Raw genomic sequence first — 16,413 nt, 5'->3', positions numbered from 1 at the left:
CCCCCTCGTGCCTTCCCACGCCTCCCGCCGCTCCCCTCTCCGCCTGCGGCATCGCCCGGCCGGCAACAACGCCGGCGACACGGTCTGGCTGTTCGACCTCGACAACACGCTGCACGACGCCTCGCACGCGATCTTCCCGGCGATCAATGCCGCGATGACCGCCTACGTGGCGCGCGTGCTCGCCTGCGACGAGGCCAGCGCCAGCCGCGTGCGGGTCGACTACTGGAAGCGCTATGGCGCGACGCTGCTCGGCATGATCCGCCATCACGGCGTCGATCCGGCCGACTTTCTGCGCGCCGCGCACGAATTCCCCGACATCGCGCAGATGGTGCGCGTGCGCCGCGGCCTGGCCGCCCAGCTGCGCCGCCTGCCGGGCCGCAAGGTGCTGCTGACCAACGCGCCGCAGGACTATGCGCGCGCGGTGATGCGCGTGGCCGGCATCGAGCACTGCTTCGAGCGCGTGATCGCCATCGAGCAGATGTGGGTCCATGGCGATCTGCGGCCCAAGCCGGATCGGCGCATGCTGCGCCGTGTGCTGGCCCGGCTGCGGATCGCGCCGGGCCATGCCGTGCTGGTCGAGGACACGGTCTCGCACCTGAAGCGCTATGCTGGCCTGGGGATACGCACCGCGTGGATCACCGGCTATCTGCGTTCGATGACGGCGAGCCGGCCGCACGACGTGCCGGCGGGCGCCGCGCGCGATGCCGCGCAGCAGGCGGCCCTGCGCGCCGAGGCGCAACGCCACGCGCATGACCGCGACGCGGACCGCGCGGCCCGGCAGGAGGCGGTGACGCTGGTGGCCGCCGAGAACCAGGCGCCCGCGGCGCGGCTCTCGACCGAGGCGCAGCAGCTTGGCCGCCACGCAGGTGGGAACGCAGCCGGCATCGCAGCGGGCAGCGCAGCTCGCGATCGGATCCGCAATCGGGCCCGCATGGTGCACCGGCCGGGCTATGTGGACATAAAAGTACAATCGGTGCATCAACTCCATCGACGAATGCGGAGAAACGGGTCATGACGCAGAGCAACGAGGCAGCCGCGCCGGCCGCGAACGCGGACGAGCGGGGCCAGCAGGGCGAGGGCGGCGGCGCTGCCGAGGCCGTGGTCGCGCGCAAGCGCCCGCGTCCCGGCGAGCGGCGCGTGCAGATCCTGCAGACGCTGGCCGGCATGCTCGAGCATCCGCGCTCCGAACGCATCACGACCGCGGCGCTGGCGGCCCGCCTCGGCGTCTCCGAGGCCGCGCTGTACCGGCATTTCGCCAGCAAGGCGCAGATGTTCGAGGGCCTGATCGCCTTCATCGAGCAGACCGTGTTCGGGCTGATCAACCAGATCACCGCGCAGGAGGAACACGGGCTGCGCCAGGTGCAGGCGATCGTGCGGATGCTGCTGTCGTTCGCCGAGAAGAACCCGGGCATGACGCGCGTGCTGACCGGCGAGGCGCTGGTCGGCGAGCATGAACGGCTGCAGGAACGCATCAATCAGCTGGTGGACCGGATCGAGGCCTCGATCCGCCAATGCCTGAAGGTCGCCGCGACGCAGGCCGCGTTTCCCGCGGACGCCGACGTTTCGGCGCGCGCCGCGCTGATCGTCGCGACGGTGCAGGGGCACTGGCATCGCTATGCCAAGAGCGGCTTTCGCAAGCTGCCGGCGGGCCAGATCGACGCGCAGCTGCGCGTGCTGCTGGGCTGATCCCGTCCGATCTCGTTCGATCCCGCGTAGCCCGACTGCGGCCGTCGATATCCCGTTGCCGCGCGCGTCTTCTGCTGATGTCTATCGCTTTGCTCTATAATCTGCCGGTCGCGCCGATTTGATGACTGGCTTGCGGGCGCGCGGCGAGGGGAAATTCCTCGCCACTATAAATGCGGCTAAAGAGGTTGGTCGGCGCCCCTCTCCGATTCGCGATTCGACAGGAACGGATTTTCAGGGACAACGCCACCGGCGGCGGACAGCGAAGCATCCGGCGCGACAACAACCCGACTTGGCTGCGTGATTCCAAACGCAAGACCGGTCGGGTTTTTTCATGCCCGTCGCACACGGGCCGCCTACATGACTGACGTTGCCTCGCCGTCCGTAAAGACGGAACCGGCCGCTGCCGCCGTTTCCGCAGATTCCGCCGCCTCCAGCGCCGCGCTGCCGCTGCCGTCCGATTCGGTCGGCATCGTGACGCCGCAGCGCATGCATTTCGCCGAGCCGCTGCCGCTGCGCAACGGCTCGTCGCTGGCCGACTACGACCTGATGGTCGAGACCTACGGCACGCTCAATGCCGCGCGCACCAACGCCGTGCTGGTGTGCCACGCGCTGAACGCCTCGCACCACGTGGCGGGCGTCTACGCGCACGATCCGCGCGACGTGGGCTGGTGGGACAACATGGTCGGCCCCGGCAAGCCGCTCGATACCGACCGCTTCTTCGTGATCGGCATCAACAACCTGGGCTCGTGTTTCGGCTCGACCGGTCCGATGAGCCTGAACCCGGCCACCGGCCAGCCCTTCGGCGCGACCTTTCCGGTGGTCACGGTCGAGGACTGGGTCAATGCGCAGGCGCGCGTGGCCGACGCCTTCGGCATCGAGCAGTTCGCCGCGGTGATGGGCGGCAGCCTGGGTGGCATGCAGGCGCTGGCCTGGAGCCTGATGTATCCGGAGCGGCTGCGCCATTGCATCGTGGTGGCCTCGACGCCGAAGCTGTCCGCGCAGAACATCGCCTTCAACGAGGTCGCGCGCAGCGCGATCCTGTCCGACCCCGACTTCCACGGCGGCAACTACTACGCGCATGGCGTCAAGCCCAAGCGCGGCCTGCGCGTGGCCCGGATGATCGGCCATATCACCTACCTGTCCGACGAGGACATGGCGGCGAAATTCGGCCGCGAGCTCAAGGCCGAGGACATCCGCTTCTCGTTCGATGTCGAGTTCCAAGTCGAGAGCTACCTGCGCTACCAGGGCGACAAGTTCGCCGAGTATTTCGACGCCAATACCTATCTGCTGATCACGCGCGCGCTCGACTACTTCGATCCGGCGCTGACCTTCGGCGGCGACCTGACCCGCGCCGTGGCGCATACCAAAGCCAGCTTCCTCGTCGCCAGCTTCACCACCGACTGGCGCTTTGCGCCGAGCCGCAGCCGCGAGCTGGTCAAGGCGCTGCTCGACAACAAGCGGCCGGTCAGCTACGCCGAAATCGATGCCCCCGCACGGCCACGACGCCTTCCTGCTCGACGATCCGCGTTACCACAACCTGATGCGCGCCTATTACGAACGCATTGCCCGGGAGATCGGCGCATGAATGCCAAGTCCATCACCGAAGCGGCCAACGGCGTGCTGGCACGGCGGCCGGATTTCCGCGCGATCGCGCGCTGGATCGAGCCGAATGCCACCGTGCTGGACCTGGGCTGCGGCGACGGCAGCCTGCTGCGCGTGCTGCAGGACGAGCTCGACGTGCAGGCCTACGGCATCGAGATCCGCGACGAGGGCGTGCTGGCGTGCGCGCAGAAGGGCGTGCATGTCATCCAGCAGAACCTGGAGGGCGGGCTGGCGCTGTTCGAGGACAAGAGCTTCGACACCGTGATCCTGTCGCAGACGCTGCAGACGATCCACAACACCGCGCAGGTGCTGCGCGACACGTTGCGCGTGGGCCGCGAGTGCATCGTGTCGTTCCCGAACTTCGGCTACTGGCCGCACCGGCTGTCGGTGTTCCGCGGCCGCATGCCGGTGTCCGAGTCGCTGCCCTACCAGTGGTACGACACGCCCAACGTGCGCGTGCTGACCATCAGCGACTTCGAGGCGCTGGCGCCCAAGGTCGGGCTGCGCATCCTCGATCGCGTGGTGATGCACGAGGGCATCACGGTGAACTGGGGCGTCAACTGGCGCGGCAGCCTTGCGGTGTATCGGGTCTGTTCGGCCTGAGGGTCGGTCCGAGGGGGGGCGGTCTGACGGGCCGCCCTGGCTACTTCGGCCCGACTCATCGGCTGACTCATCGGCCTGACTCATCGGCCTGACTCATCGTCCTGACTACTCGGCCCGAGTCTGTTCGGCCTCCGGGGCGGCTTCGGGCGGGGCCGCCGGCACTTGACGTGCGGCCACTCAGGCGACTACCGTACGGAAATTACGAACGATCGTTCGCTTTTCGGCGAGGCCCCATGTCCGCGACACCCGAGCTCCATCCCTTCGACGACGCGATTGCGTTGACCCCCGCCGGCGAGCACCGCTTTACCGGCCGCACCACCGAGTCGTACTGGAACATGATCGGGCCGTACGGCGGCATCACGGCGGCGACGCTGCTGCAGGCGGCGCTGCAGCATCCGCAGCGGCTCGGCGATCCAATCGCGCTGACCGTCAATTTCGCAGGACCGATCGCCGAGGGCCCGTTCACGATCGAGGCGCGGCCCTCGCGCACCAACCGCTCGACCCAGCACTGGTCGCTGGAACTGGTACAGAACGGCGAGGTGGCGACCACCGCCAGCGCGGTGTTTGCGGTGCGGCGCGACACCTGGGGCTGCGGCGAGGCCGTCTTTCCCGACGTGCCGCCGGCCGACGCGATCGCGCCGCTGCCGACCGGCTTCGCGCCGGTGCGCTGGTTCCGGTCCTACGAGATGCGCCCGGTGCGCGGCGCCAAGCCATCGGCCGAGCCCGGCACCGAGCATCCGGACAGCCTGACCCAGTTCTGGCTGCGCGACCACCCGGCGCGCACGCCCGACTATGCGTCGATCGCGGCCTGGTGCGACAGCTTCTATCCGCGCATCTTCCTCAAGCGCGCCGGCTTCGTGCCGGCCGGCACGGTCTCGCTGACGACCTATTTCCACGCGGATGCCGCCACGCTGGCGGCGCTGAGCGATCGCCACGCGCTGGGCAGTGCGCGGGCGCAGGTGTTCCGGCAGGGCTTCTTCGACCAGAGCGCGCAGCTGTGGAGCCCGGACGGCGAGCTGCTGGCGAGCTCGCATCAGATCGTCTACTACAAGCAGTAGGCGGGCCGGCTGCCCTCTCCCCAGCCCTCTCCCGCTTGCGGGAGGGAGAGAGAGGGCAGGGCGGTTGCCTACCCTGGCATCAACCCTCGCGAACGCCCTTGCCCTGTGCCCGGCCATCTGCCGGGAGCGGAACGGCCGAAACGGCGCCGGCCTCGTCGCGCGGCGTACGCGTCTGGCTCTCGTAGCGCTCCACCGTTCCGCGCATGGCGCGCAGCAGCAGCAGCCCCGGCAGCGCCACGACCACCGTGCCCAGGTAGAACGGCGCCCAGCCGAACGATTCGACCAGATAGCCCGAGGTCGGTCCGACATAGACGCGTCCGACCGAGGCCAGCGCCGACAGCAGCGCGTACTGCGTCGCCGAGAACGAGCGGTTGCACAGCGCCATCAGCAGCGCGACGAAGGCCGCGGTGCCCATGCCTCCGCACAGGTTCTCGACCGCGATGGTCGCGCCCATCGACCACAGATGGGCGGGCGTCACCGCCAGCAGCCAGTAGCCGAAGTTCGACACGGCCTGCAGCACGCCGAACAGCATCAGCGAGCGGTACAGGCCCAGCCTGACCATCAGCGTGCCGCCGAACAGCGCGCCGATGATGGTCGCCGCCAGGCCCAGCGTCTTGTTGACGAGCCCGACCTCGCCGGCGGAAAAGCCGACGCCCCGGATCAGGAAGGTGGTCGACAGGCTGCCGGCGAAGCGCGTCGCCAAGCTTGTACAGCACGATCAGGCCCAGCAGCCACCACGCGCCGGTGCGCCCGAAGAAGTCGCGCAGCGGGCCGACCACCGCCTCCTCCAGCGAGCGGGGCGCGCGCGGCGGCGACTCGGCGCGCGGCGCCCACGGCAGCGTCAGCAGGCCGACCGCCATCAGCGCGGCCATCAGCAGGTACATCTGCTGCCAGCCCAGCACGCGGTCCGCCAGCCACAGCGCCAGGCCGCCCGATACCAGCATCGCCAGCCGGTAGCCCAGCACCTTGACCGCCGCGCCGGCGCCACGCTCGGCGGGCCGCAGCACGTCGGTGCTGTATGCGTCGAACACGATGTCCTGCGAGGCCGACAGGAAGGCCACCAGCGTGGCCAGCCCCGCCAGCAGCCACAGCGCCTCGCGCGGCGGGCAGAAGGCCATGCCGGCGATGCCGAGCACCAGGCCGATCTGCGTCAGCAGCAGCCAGCCGCGCCGCCGGTCCAGCAACGGCGGCGTGTAGCGGTCCATCAGCGGCGCCCACAGGAACTTGAAGATGTAGGCCTGGCCGACCAGCGAGAAGAAGCCGATGGTCTTGATGTCCAGCCCTTCGACCGTCATCCAGGCCTGCAGCGTGCCCGAGGTCAGCGCCAGCGGCAGGCCGGAGGCGAAGCCCAGCGTCAGCATCGCGCCGATGCGGCGATTGCGGAAAATATCGAGATAGTCTTGGAAGGTCATGAAGGCGGGGGCAGGGGCCGGGCGCAGCAGGCGGTTGGGGCGCCTGGAGGGCCCTGGGAGGCGATCGGGCGCCGTGTATTATTGCATCAGCCTTCGTGATGTCTGTCGCATTCTGTTGAAACAATGCCCCTTCCCTTGCGCCTGGCCATGTCCGCTCCCTCCATTGCCGTTCCCTCATCGCGTTCGCTTGCCCTCGTCGCGCCGCTGCGCCGGCTGACGCTGGCCGTGCTCGGCGCCGTGGCGCTGCTAGGCGCGCCCGCCGCGCTGGCGCAGTCCGACGGCGTCAATGTGCAGCGCGGCGGCGGCGCGGTCAGCCAGCTGGTGCCGGCCGAGGCGATCGAGCAGCAGGCCGCGCAGGAGTACGAGCAGATCAAGCAGGAGGCGCGCGCCAGGGGCGCGCTGGCGCCGTCGAACGATCCGCGCCTGGCGCGCCTGCGCACGATCTCCGAACGCATCCTGCCGCAGGCCGCGCGCTGGAACGACCGCGCCAAGGGCTGGAAGTGGGAGGTCAATCTGATCAAGGCCAAGCAGGTCAATGCGTTCTGCATGCCCGGCGGCAAGATCGCGGTCTACACCGGCTTTCTCGACCAGATCAAGCCGACCGACGACGAGCTGGCGATGGTGATCGGCCACGAGATCGCCCACGCGCTGCAGGAGCACGCGCGCGAGCGCGCCGCCAAGGCCGAGATCACCAACCTCGGCGCCAACGTGATTTCGCAGCTGTTCGGCTTCGGCAATCTGGGCAATCTGGCGCTGGGCACCGGCGCGCATCTGCTGACGCTGAAGTTCTCGCGCTCGGACGAGACCGAGGCCGATCTGGTCGGCATGGATATCGCCGCGCGCGCGGGCTACGATCCGCGCGCCGCGGTGACGCTGTGGCAGAAGATGGGCAAGGTGTCGCAGTCGTCGGCGGCCGGCGCGAGCATGGACTTCCTCTCCACGCACCCGTCGGGCCAGTCGCGCATCGCCGAGTTGCAGCGGCACATGCCCGAGGTACTGCCGCTGTACGCGCGCGCGATCGGCACCACGGTCGAGCGGCTGCCGGCGTACCGGACCAATATGGGCGGCCTGGCCAACGCGCCGGTGGACCGCGGCGACGAGGACAAGCAGCAGCCGCTCAAGCGGTAGCGCGCCGGCGCCCGGCAGTCTTGCCGGAAGCCCGGGGACAAGCCTGGCTTAAACAGCGCATAGACGGCGCATAAACCCGGTACAAACACAAACGGCCCCGAATCGGGGCCGTTTGCATTGGCGAGGCAGGAAAGCGTCAGGCGGTCAGCCCGGTCGCCTCGTCCGCGCCGATATGCACGTTCATGCATTGCACCGCGGCGCCGGCCGCGCCCTTGCCGAGGTTGTCCAGCCGTGCGATCAGCACGATGCGGTCGGCCGAGCCGAACACGAACAGGTCGACGCGGTTGGTGTCGTTGTTGGCCTGCACGTCGAAGAAGCCGTTGTCCAGATGCTCGTCGCTGGCGGCGGGCATCACGCGGACGAACTGCTCGCCTTCATAGTGCTTGCGGTAGATCTCGGCGACCTGCTCCGGCGTGACCTTGCGCGCCAGGCGATCCGGGAACACCGGCACCGTGACAGCCAGGCCCTTGTAGAACTTGCCGACGATCGGGCTGAAGATCGGCGCCTGCGCGAGGCCGGTCTGCACGCGCATCTCGGGCAGGTGCTTGTGCTCGAGCCCCAGCGCGTAGGCGCGCGGGCTGTCGAGCTTCGGATTGCCGCCCGCCTCGAAGTCCGCGATCATCTTCTTGCCGCCACCGCTGTAGCCGGTCAGCGAGAACGCGGTGACCGGGTAGTCGGCCTGCATCACGCCGGCATCGACCAGCGGACGCACGGCCAGCACGAAGGCGCTGGCGTGGCAGCCCGGCACGGCGATGCGCTTGCTGGCGCGGATCTTCTCGCGCTGGCCGCGCACCAGTTCCGGCAGGCCGTAGGCCCAGTTGTCGGCGGTGCGGAACGCCGTGCTGGCGTCGATCACGCAGGTATTCGGGTTGGTCACCAGCGACACCGCCTCGCGCGAGGCCACATCCGGCAGGCACAGGAAGGCCACGTCGGCGGCGTTCAGGAAGCGTGCTCGCTCGGCCGGATCCTTGCGCTTGTCTTCCGCGATGCGCAGCAGTTCGACATCGGAACGGCCGGACAGATAATCGAGCAGCCGAAGGCCGGTGGTGCCTTCCTGGCCGTCGACGAACACTTTGAATGCCATGGTGGACTCGCTTGGTAATACGGGTGAGGGGTGCATTGTAACGAGGATGCCCGGGCACCGCAGCGGCAATCCGCCCCGGCGGCCGGGCGTCCCGGCGTCCCCGGGCTTCCGCTACAGCGGGAAGTCGTAGTCGATCGACAGCGGCGCGTGGTCGCTGAACTTCTCGTCCTTGTAGATCGAGCAGGCCTGGGCGGTGTCGGCGAGCTTCGGCGTCGCCAGGTGGTAGTCGATGCGCCAGCCGACGTTCTTCGCGTAGGCCTGGCCGCGGTTGCTCCACCACGTGTATTGCTCGGGCCGCGGGTCGAGCTTGCGGAATACGTCGACATAGCCGTGCACGTCGAACAGCTCGCCGATCCAGGCGCGCTCCTCGGGCAGGAAGCCGGAGTTCTTCAGGTTGCCCTTCCAGTTCTTGATGTCGATTTCCTTGTGCGCGATGTTGACGTCGCCGCACAGCACGATCTCGCGTCCGCTGGCCTTGAGCTGCAGCAGATGGGGCAGGAAGGCCTCCATGAAGCGGTACTTGGCCAGCTGCCGCTCCTCGGAGCTGGAGCCCGACGGCACGTAGACCGAGATCACGGCCAGATGCGGATACTGCACTTCGACATAGCGCCCCTCGCTGTCGAACTCGGCGTTGCCGAAGCCCGTGATCACGCGCTCGGGCTTGTGGCGGGTGTACAGGCCGACGCCGCTGTAGCCCTTCTTCTCGGCGTAGTGGAAGTAGCCGTGATAGCCGTGCGGCGCCAGGAAGGCCTCGGTCATGTCGGCGGCCTGCGCCTTGAGCTCCTGCACGCAGACCATGTCGGCGTCCTGCTTGCCCATCCAGTCGAAGAAGCCTTTCTTGGCCGCTGAGCGGATGCCGTTGAGGTTGGCACTGATAATCCGTAACATCTCGGGAAATTTTTTGAAGAGAGAAAAGATGACGCAGCAAACCACGCCGGCGGCGGACGACCTCAGCCAGACCTTCATCCGCTTCGCGCTGGACGCGGGCGTGCTGTCCTTCGGCGAGTTCGTCACCAAGGCGGGACGCAAATCGCCGTATTTCTTCAACGCGGGGCTGTTCAACGAGGGCGCCACGCTGGGCCAGGTGGCGCAATTCTATGCGAAAACCCTGCTGGCCTCGGGTGTCGCATTCGACATGCTGTTCGGGCCGGCCTACAAGGGCATCACGCTGGCGTCGGCCACCGCGGTGGCGCTGGCGGGCATGGGCCGCAATGTCGGCTTCGCCTACAACCGCAAGGAAGCCAAGGACCACGGCGAGGGCGGCACGCTGGTCGGCGCGAAGCTGCAGGGCAAGGTGGTGATCGTCGACGACGTGATCTCGGCCGGCACCTCGGTGCGCGAATCGGTGCAGATGATCCGGGCTGCCGGCGCCGAGCCGGCCGCAGTACTCATTGCGCTGGACCGGATGGAGCGAAGCGGCACCGCCGAGCAGATCGGCGCCCATTCCGCGGTGCAGGACGTGCAGCGCGAATTCGGCGTGCCGGTGATCGCGATCGCCTCGCTGGCGGACCTGCTGGCGTATCTGGACGCCGCGCAGGACCCGGCGCTGGGCGCCTCGCGCGACGCGGTGGCGGCCTATCGCCAGCGCTACGGCGTCTGATCTTCGGGGCCCGCAGGCCGGGCCTCGCCAAGCCCCCGCAAGGCCCTCGGCCCTCGGCGCTCGGCGCTCGAGCCCCCGCGCCCGTTGGGCCCCAATCCTTGCTTCCCCCCGCTCGACTTCGACTATTCGACGACTACTCGACCTTCAGCTCGTCCAGCCCCGGCGCGGACGGGGGATAGGCCGGCTTGAGCCGCGCGAAGGTCTCGCGCAGGATCTCCGCGACCATCAGGTTGCGGTGCGTCTTCGAATCGGCGGGAATCACGTGCCAGGGCGCCTCCGGCGTCGCCGTCGCGGCGATCGCGTCCTGGTAGGCGTCCATATAGGCGTCCCAGTGCCGGCGCTCGGCCAGGTCGTTGGGATCGAACTTCCAGTGCTTCTGCGGATCGGCGAGCCGCGCCTCGAGCCGGGACTTCTGCTCGTCCTTCGAAATATGCAGGAAGCACTTGACCAGCGTGGTGCCGGTCTCGGCCAGCAGGCTTTCGAAATGGCGGATCTGCCGGTAGCGGCGCTCGCACTCGGCCGCGTCGATCCAGCCATGCACGCGCGTGATCAGCACGTCCTCGTAGTGGCTGCGGTTGAACACCGCGATCTCGCCGGTGCGCGGCACCTGCGCATGGACCCGCCACAGGTAGTCGCGCGCCTTCTCCTCCGAGGTCGGCGCCTTGAAGCTGACCACGCGCAGTCCCAGCGGATCGAAGCTGCGGAACACGCCGCGCACGGTGCCGTCCTTGCCGCTGGTATCCATGCCCTGCAGGATCACCAGCAGCTTGCGTGATTGCTCGGCGTAGAAGATGTCCTGCTGCTCGTCCAGATGCGTCGACAGCTCGGTCAGGCGGGCGCGGTCGCTGGTCTTGTCGCCGCTGGAGAAGGGCCTGGCGCCCGCATCGAAGCGGTCCAGGCGAAAGCCCTTGCCGTTGGCGATCCGGTAGGGGTCGAGCGGCGTGTCGGGCATGGGCGCTTCTCCGCGTAGGTGCCGGGGTTCCGGCAGGGTCGCTGGGGCAGGTCAGCCGCGCGGCTGCAGCGCGTCCAGCTCGATCGAACCTTCGAATACCGTGGTGGCAGGGCCCGTCATCCGCACCGGAGTGCCGTCGCCGTCCCAGGCGATGGTCAGGTCGCCGCCGTGCGTATGCACCTTGACCGGCGAATCGAGCAAGCCGCGCCGGATGCCGGCCACCACCGCCGCGCAGGCGCCGGTGCCGCAGGCCAGCGTTTCGCCGGAGCCCCGCTCGAACACCCGCAGCCGGATCGTGTTGCGGTCGACCACCTGCATGAAGCCGGCATTGACGCGCTTCGGGAAGGCCGCATGGTGCTCGATCACCGGGCCGTCCTCGCGCACCGGGAAGCGCTCGGTGTCGTCGACCACCTGCACCGCATGCGGATTGCCCATCGACACCGCCGAAATCCACACGGTGCGGCCATTGGTCTCGATGCCGTACAGCGTGTCGCCGCCCTCGGTCCGCGTCGGCAGCTCCTCCGGCAGGAACGGGATGCGCGCCGGCTCGAACTCCGGCGCGCCCATGTCGACCGTGACCTGGCCGTCGTCGTTCAGCGTCAGCGTGATGACGCCGTTCATCACCTCGACGCGGACCGAGCGCTTGTCGGTCAGGCCATGGTCGGTGACGAACCGGACGAAGCAGCGCGCGCCGTTGCCGCAGTGCTCGACCTCGCCGCCGTCGGCATTGAAGATCCGGTAGCGGAAGTCGACGTCGGGCCGGGTCGGCTTCTCGACGATCAGGATCTGGTCCGCGCCCACGCCGAAATGCCGGCTCGCCAGCGCGCGCCATTGCTCGGTGCTCAGGTTCAGGGTCTGGTGGATGCCGTCCAGCACGACGAAGTCGTTGCCGGCGCCGTGCATCTTGGTGAACTGGATTTTCATGGCGCGGGTCGGGAAATGCCGGGACCGGTCAGGACCGGAAACCGGGGGCGGCCGCGGACGGCCGGTGTCATTGTTTCTGGGTTGGCGGCCGCCGATATGCCGGCCGAACGTCAATATATCTCGGGTTCGCCGGGCGGGCGATGCTTGAAGCGTTTGTGCACCCAGTAGTACTCGGCGATGCGCGGGCGGATGCAGTCCTCGAAGAAGGCGTTCATCCGCCGCGTGTCCTCGGTCACGCTCTCGCCCGGATAGTTGTCCCAGGCGGGCAGGATGCGCAGCACGTAGCCGCGATAGTCGGGCAACTGCTCGGTATAGATCGGCACGACCTTGGCGCCGGTCAGCCGCGCCAGCCGCGACACCGAGGTCAGCGTCAGCGCCTGCGCGCCGAAGAACGGCACGAATTCCGAGTCGCGCTCGCCGAAGTCCATGTCGGAGATCAGCTGCAGCGCCTCGCCCTTCTTCAGGCAGCGGATGATGTCGCGCACGCTGTCGTTGCGCGCGATCATGTTGGCGCCGAAGCGGCCGCGGGCCTGCTTCAGGAAGCCGTCGAACAGCGCGTTCTTCTGCTTGGTGTAGAGCGATGCGCCCGAGCGGCCCACGTGGTCGCGCAGATAGATCGTCAGCCGGATCGCGCCGGCCTCGACGCCGGACAGGTGCAGCGTGACCAGGATGTGCGGCTCGCCGTCGAGCGCGACCAGGTTGGCCTGGTCGTCGATCTGCACCCAGCGGCGCATCTGCGCCTCGCTGCCGGTCCAGAAGATGCCGCGCTCGGCGAAGCTGCGGAACACCGAGCGGAACGACTGGCGCGACAGCTCGGCGATCTCGGCCTCGGACTTGTCGGGGAAGGCCAGGCGCAGGTTGGCGCGGACCACCTCGCGGCGGCCGCTGGGAAACAGGTACAGCAGGCTGCCGAGCCCTTCGCCGAAGCGGGCGACCAGGGGGTAGGGCAGCTTGCCGAGCACGGTCAGCAGACCGATGCCCAGCCAGGTGAAAAGACGGCTCATGGATGCGAAGTCGGGGAAGTCGGTTCCGTGGCGGACATGTCGGCGGCCCCGGCGGCCGGGGTCGCTGGAGTGGCCGGGGTGGCGCCCGATGCCGGCGGGGCGGGCGGCGTGGACGGCGTGGGCGCCTCGGGCGGCCACGGCGGCGGCAATTCCGCGCCGGCCGGGTGCTTGTAGCGGTTGTAGCCCCACAGGTACTGGGTCGGCGCCAGCCGTACCAGCTCCTCCACCACGCCGTTGATCACGGCGGCGGCGGCGGCCGGATCCTCCGGCAGCGGCTCTTCAATCACGCGGAGAAAGGCGCGATAGCCGCCGCCGCGCGGCAGCCGGATCGAGGCGACGATGGCGACCGGCGCGCCGCTCCATTGCTGCAGCCGCTGCACCAGCGTCATCGTGTACGCGGGACGCCCGAAGAACGGCGCCCACGTGCCCTCGCCGCCGATCGGCACCTGGTCGGGCAGGATGCCGATGGCCTCCTTGCGCTTGAGGGCCTTGACCAGCATGCGCACGCCGCGCGGATTGGCCGGCGCGCTGGTCATGTTCGGGCGGTTGCGCATGCGTTCGACCCAGTCGCGCAGCCAGGGCTGGTGCGGCGGCTTGAACAGCACCGTGACGGGCCGGCGCATCGCATACGACTGCGGCAATACCTCGAAGCAGCCCAGGTGCGGCGTCAGCACGATCACGCCGCGCCCCTGGTCCTGCAGCCGGTCCAGCGCCGGCCAGACCACCTCGTTGAAGTCGTACAGCTTCGCCTTGATGGTGTGCCGGGTCCAGAAATAGGGCAGCTCCAGGATCATGCGTCCCATCGAGCGGGCGGCCTCGTTCACCATCTCGTCGGTGGCGTCGGGAAGGCGTGGCGGAAGTTTTCCGTCAGGCGCCGCCCGTAGCGGCCCGGCCACTTCGCCGCCAGCAGGCCCAGCGCGCCGCCGATGGCCTGCAACCAGGCCAGCGGCAGACGGGAAATCAGCCAGAACAGGAAAGTCATCGGATCTGTCACCCGTCCTGGGGCGGAAGCTCCGCACCCGCCGGGTGCTTGTAACGGTTGTAGCCCCACAGGTATTGGGTCGGCGCTTCGGCGACCAGCGATTCGACCGTGCGGTTGAGCACGGTGGCGGCCTCGACGGGATCGTCCGGCAGCCTGTCTTCCAGCACGCGCATATGGGCGATATAGGTGGCCCCTGCGCGGTGCGCTCGGCGAAGACCATCGCGATCGGTGCGCCCGTCAGTTGCTGCAGGCGCTGCACCAGCGTCATGGTGTACGCGGGCTTGCCGAAGAACGGCGCCCATACCCCTTCGCCGCCCTTTGGCACCTGGTCGGGCAGGATGCCGATCGACTCGCCGCGCTTGAGCGCCTTGACCAGCGTGCGCACGCCTCGCGGCGTGGCCGCCGCCATCACCAGGTTGGGGCGGGTGCGCATCCGCTCGATCCAGTCGCGCAGCCATGGCTGGTGCGGCGGCTTGTACAGCGCCGTCACCTTGTGGCGCAGCGCGTACGCCTGCGGCAACACCTCGAAGCAGCCCAGATGCGGGACCAGCATGATCAGCCCGTTGCCCTTGTCCAGCAGCCGGTCGAGTTCCGCCCAGGTGTGCTCGGAGAAGCCGGCGAGCCGCGCCTTCAGCGTCTTGCGGCTCCAGAAATACGGCATCTCCATCACCATCCGGCCGGTGGAGCGGGCCGCCTCGGCCAGCATCTGGTCGGTGGCGTCCGGATAGGCCTGGCGGAAATTCTCGGCGAGTCGCCTGCCGTAGCGGCCCGGCAGGCGCGCGGCCAGCAGGCCGAGCACGCCGCCAATGGCTTGCAGCCATGCCAGCGGCAAGCGGGCAATCAGCCAGAACAGGAAGGTCATGGAGTCCCAACAAGGGGCCGGCCCCGGGCCGGCGTGGTTCATTCTTCCGCGCTTATTGTTTCGCGGCCGCCGCCGATCGCCTCGGCGAGCGCCGATGGCCTCGGCACACCGTTGCGGCGGCGCGTGTGCGGCGCCGCGCAGGCGCGTATAATACCGCGCATCGCCGAGTTAACTGACAACTTGCGGGGCGATACCGTCTCATCAGGACGTGCTGAAAATACCGCTAAAGCGTCGCCGCCCGGACTGAACATGGTTGGCACGCAATAGCTAACCTGGAGAAAAAGTTCGTGGCAAACGACTTCCTCTTTACTTCGGAATCCGTCTCCGAAGGCCATCCCGACAAGGTCGCCGACCAGATTTCCGACGCCGTCCTCGACGCCATCCTGGCCCAGGACAAATACGCGCGCGTCGCCGCCGAAACCCTGTGCAATACCGGGCTGGTGGTATTGGCCGGGGGAAATCACCACCACGGCCAACGTCGACTATATCCAGGTCGCGCGCGAAACCATCAAGCGCATCGGCTACGACAACACCGACTACGGCATCGATTACAAGGGCTGCGCCGTGCTGGTGGCGTACGACAAGCAGTCGCCCGATATCGCGCAGGGCGTCGACCGCGCCTCCGACGATTATCTGAACCAGGGCGCCGGCGACCAGGGCCTGATGTTCGGCTATGCCTGCGACGAAACCCCCGGAACTGATGCCGTTCCCGATTTATTACTCGCACCGCCTGGTCGAGCGCCAGTCGCAGCTGCGCCGCGACGGCCGCCTGCCGTGGCTGCGCCCGGACGCGAAGTCGCAGGTCACCGTGCGCTATGTCGACGGCCGCCCGCACAGCGTCGACACCGTGGTGCTGTCGACCCAGCACGCGCCGGACATCACCCAGGCGCAGATCCGCGAGGCGGTGATCGAGGAGATCATCAAGCCGGTGCTGCCGCCCGAGATGCTCAAGGACACCAAGTACCTGGTGAACCCGACCGGCCGCTTCGTCATCGGCGGCCCGCAGGGCGACTGCGGCCTGACCGGCCGCAAGATCATCGTCGACACCTATGGCGGCGCGGCGCCGCACGGCGGCGGCGCGTTCTCGGGCAAGGACCCGTCGAAGGTCGACCGCTCGGCGGCCTACGCGGCCCGCTATGTGGCCAAGAACGTGGTGGCCGCGGGTCTCGCGCGCCAGTGCCAGGTGCAGGTCAGCTACGCGATCGGCGTGGCGCGCCCGATCAACGTGACGGTCTACACCGAAGGCACCGGCAAGATCTCGGACGAGGCGATCGCCAAACTGGTGATGGAGCACTTCGACCTGCGGCCCAAGGGCATCGTGCAGATGCTGGACCTGCTGCGTCCGATCTACGAGAAGACCGCCGCTTACGGCCACTTCGGCCGCGAGGAGCCGGAATTCTCGTGGGAAGCCACCGACAAGGCCGCGGCACTGCGCGCGGCGGCCGGGCTGTAATTACCCTTGGGTGCTCGCCCCTGCGGCATGCTGGCGGGGGCGAGGCTGCAAAGACCGCCTCCA

12 protein-coding genes and 5 pseudogenes are annotated in these 16,413 nt (G+C 68.6%); 8 read left to right on the top strand and 9 right to left on the bottom strand.

Annotation, left to right across the window (positions count from 1 at the left end; all coding sequences use genetic code 11):
- Nucleotides 1–7 precede the first annotated feature (7 nt).
- The 5 genes and pseudogenes from OJJOAM_RS08145 to OJJOAM_RS08125 all read left to right on the top strand — a co-directional run bounded on the left by OJJOAM_RS08145 (nt 8) and on the right by OJJOAM_RS08125 (nt 4,949).
- Nucleotides 8–1,015, top strand: coding sequence for a pyrimidine 5'-nucleotidase (locus OJJOAM_RS08145; protein WP_422647644.1), 1,008 nt, complete (start codon nt 8–10; stop codon nt 1,013–1,015).
- Nucleotides 1,012–1,686 carry a nucleoid occlusion factor SlmA gene (slmA, locus tag OJJOAM_RS08140; protein WP_149317258.1) on the top strand — a complete coding sequence of 225 codons (675 nt, stop codon included), beginning with the start codon at nt 1,012–1,014 and terminating at the stop codon, nt 1,684–1,686. The genes OJJOAM_RS08145 and slmA overlap by 4 nt, the downstream gene beginning before the upstream one ends.
- A 357-nt stretch (nt 1,687–2,043) precedes the next feature.
- Nucleotides 2,044–3,271, top strand: a pseudogene (gene metX / locus OJJOAM_RS08135) (homoserine O-succinyltransferase MetX).
- A complete protein-coding gene (metW, locus tag OJJOAM_RS08130) occupies nt 3,268–3,891 on the top strand; it encodes a methionine biosynthesis protein MetW (RefSeq protein WP_006577582.1) in 624 nt (207 codons plus the stop codon). The pseudogene metX and the gene metW overlap by 4 nt, the downstream one beginning before the upstream one ends.
- Before the next feature lie 233 nt (nt 3,892–4,124).
- Nucleotides 4,125–4,949, top strand: a complete 825-nt coding sequence (locus OJJOAM_RS08125) for an acyl-CoA thioesterase (RefSeq protein WP_422647643.1) — start codon at nt 4,125–4,127, stop codon at nt 4,947–4,949.
- A 79-nt stretch (nt 4,950–5,028) separates the two neighbouring features.
- Here the strand turns inward: OJJOAM_RS08125 and OJJOAM_RS08120 are convergent.
- A pseudogene (locus OJJOAM_RS08120) lies at nt 5,029–6,361 on the bottom strand (muropeptide transporter).
- Between the two features lie 147 nt (nt 6,362–6,508).
- Between OJJOAM_RS08120 and OJJOAM_RS08115 the strand changes: the two are divergent.
- Nucleotides 6,509–7,489, top strand: coding sequence for a M48 family metallopeptidase (locus tag OJJOAM_RS08115; protein ID WP_422647642.1), 981 nt, complete (start codon nt 6,509–6,511; stop codon nt 7,487–7,489).
- Between the two features lie 136 nt (nt 7,490–7,625).
- On the opposite strand, the gene argC is transcribed toward OJJOAM_RS08115, so the two are convergent.
- Complete coding sequence (argC, locus tag OJJOAM_RS08110; RefSeq protein WP_422647641.1) at nt 7,626–8,573, bottom strand: N-acetyl-gamma-glutamyl-phosphate reductase; 948 nt, start codon at nt 8,571–8,573, stop codon at nt 7,626–7,628.
- A 111-nt stretch (nt 8,574–8,684) separates the two neighbouring features.
- Nucleotides 8,685–9,461 (bottom strand): exodeoxyribonuclease III, encoded by a 777-nt coding sequence (locus OJJOAM_RS08105; protein ID WP_422647640.1) that lies wholly within the window; start codon nt 9,459–9,461, stop codon nt 8,685–8,687.
- Between the two features lie 28 nt (nt 9,462–9,489).
- Between OJJOAM_RS08105 and pyrE the strand changes: the two genes are divergently transcribed.
- A complete protein-coding gene (pyrE, locus tag OJJOAM_RS08100) occupies nt 9,490–10,173 on the top strand; it encodes an orotate phosphoribosyltransferase (RefSeq protein ID WP_006578519.1) in 684 nt (227 codons plus the stop codon).
- Between the two features lie 133 nt (nt 10,174–10,306).
- On the opposite strand, the gene OJJOAM_RS08095 is transcribed toward pyrE, so the two are convergent.
- The 6 genes and pseudogenes from OJJOAM_RS08095 to OJJOAM_RS08070 form a co-directional block, all read right to left on the bottom strand.
- Nucleotides 10,307–11,125 carry a polyphosphate kinase 2 family protein gene (locus OJJOAM_RS08095; protein ID WP_422647639.1) on the bottom strand — a complete coding sequence of 273 codons (819 nt, stop codon included), beginning with the start codon at nt 11,123–11,125 and terminating at the stop codon, nt 10,307–10,309.
- Between the two features lie 51 nt (nt 11,126–11,176).
- Nucleotides 11,177–12,049: a diaminopimelate epimerase gene (gene dapF, locus OJJOAM_RS08090; protein WP_422647638.1), complete on the bottom strand. Its 873-nt coding sequence runs from the start codon at nt 12,047–12,049 to the stop codon at nt 11,177–11,179.
- Nucleotides 12,050–12,159: 110 nt separating this feature from the next.
- Entirely contained in the window at nt 12,160–13,053 is an 894-nt protein-coding gene (locus OJJOAM_RS08085) for a lipid A biosynthesis lauroyl acyltransferase (protein ID WP_422647637.1), read from the bottom strand.
- Nucleotides 13,050–14,035, bottom strand: a pseudogene (locus tag OJJOAM_RS08080) (lysophospholipid acyltransferase family protein). Before OJJOAM_RS08080 ends, OJJOAM_RS08085 begins: the two are co-directional and overlap by 4 nt.
- 8 nt (nt 14,036–14,043) lie before the next feature.
- A pseudogene (locus tag OJJOAM_RS08075) lies at nt 14,044–14,897 on the bottom strand (lysophospholipid acyltransferase family protein).
- A 38-nt stretch (nt 14,898–14,935) separates the two neighbouring features.
- Nucleotides 14,936–15,148, bottom strand: a complete 213-nt coding sequence (locus OJJOAM_RS08070) for a hypothetical protein (RefSeq protein WP_422647636.1) — start codon at nt 15,146–15,148, stop codon at nt 14,936–14,938.
- Nucleotides 15,149–15,184: 36 nt separating this feature from the next.
- On the opposite strand from OJJOAM_RS08070, the pseudogene metK reads away from it, so the two are divergent.
- A pseudogene (gene metK / locus OJJOAM_RS08065) lies at nt 15,185–16,350 on the top strand (methionine adenosyltransferase).
- Nucleotides 16,351–16,413: the final 63 nt, after the last annotated feature.

The sequence above is a fragment of the Cupriavidus sp. H18C1 genome, from assembly GCF_049311595.1.
In the GTDB taxonomy this organism is placed as follows: domain Bacteria; phylum Pseudomonadota; class Gammaproteobacteria; order Burkholderiales; family Burkholderiaceae; genus Cupriavidus; species Cupriavidus cauae.
Note: the sequence above shows the minus strand (reverse complement) of the source record. Positions and strands in the feature narration are given on the sequence as shown.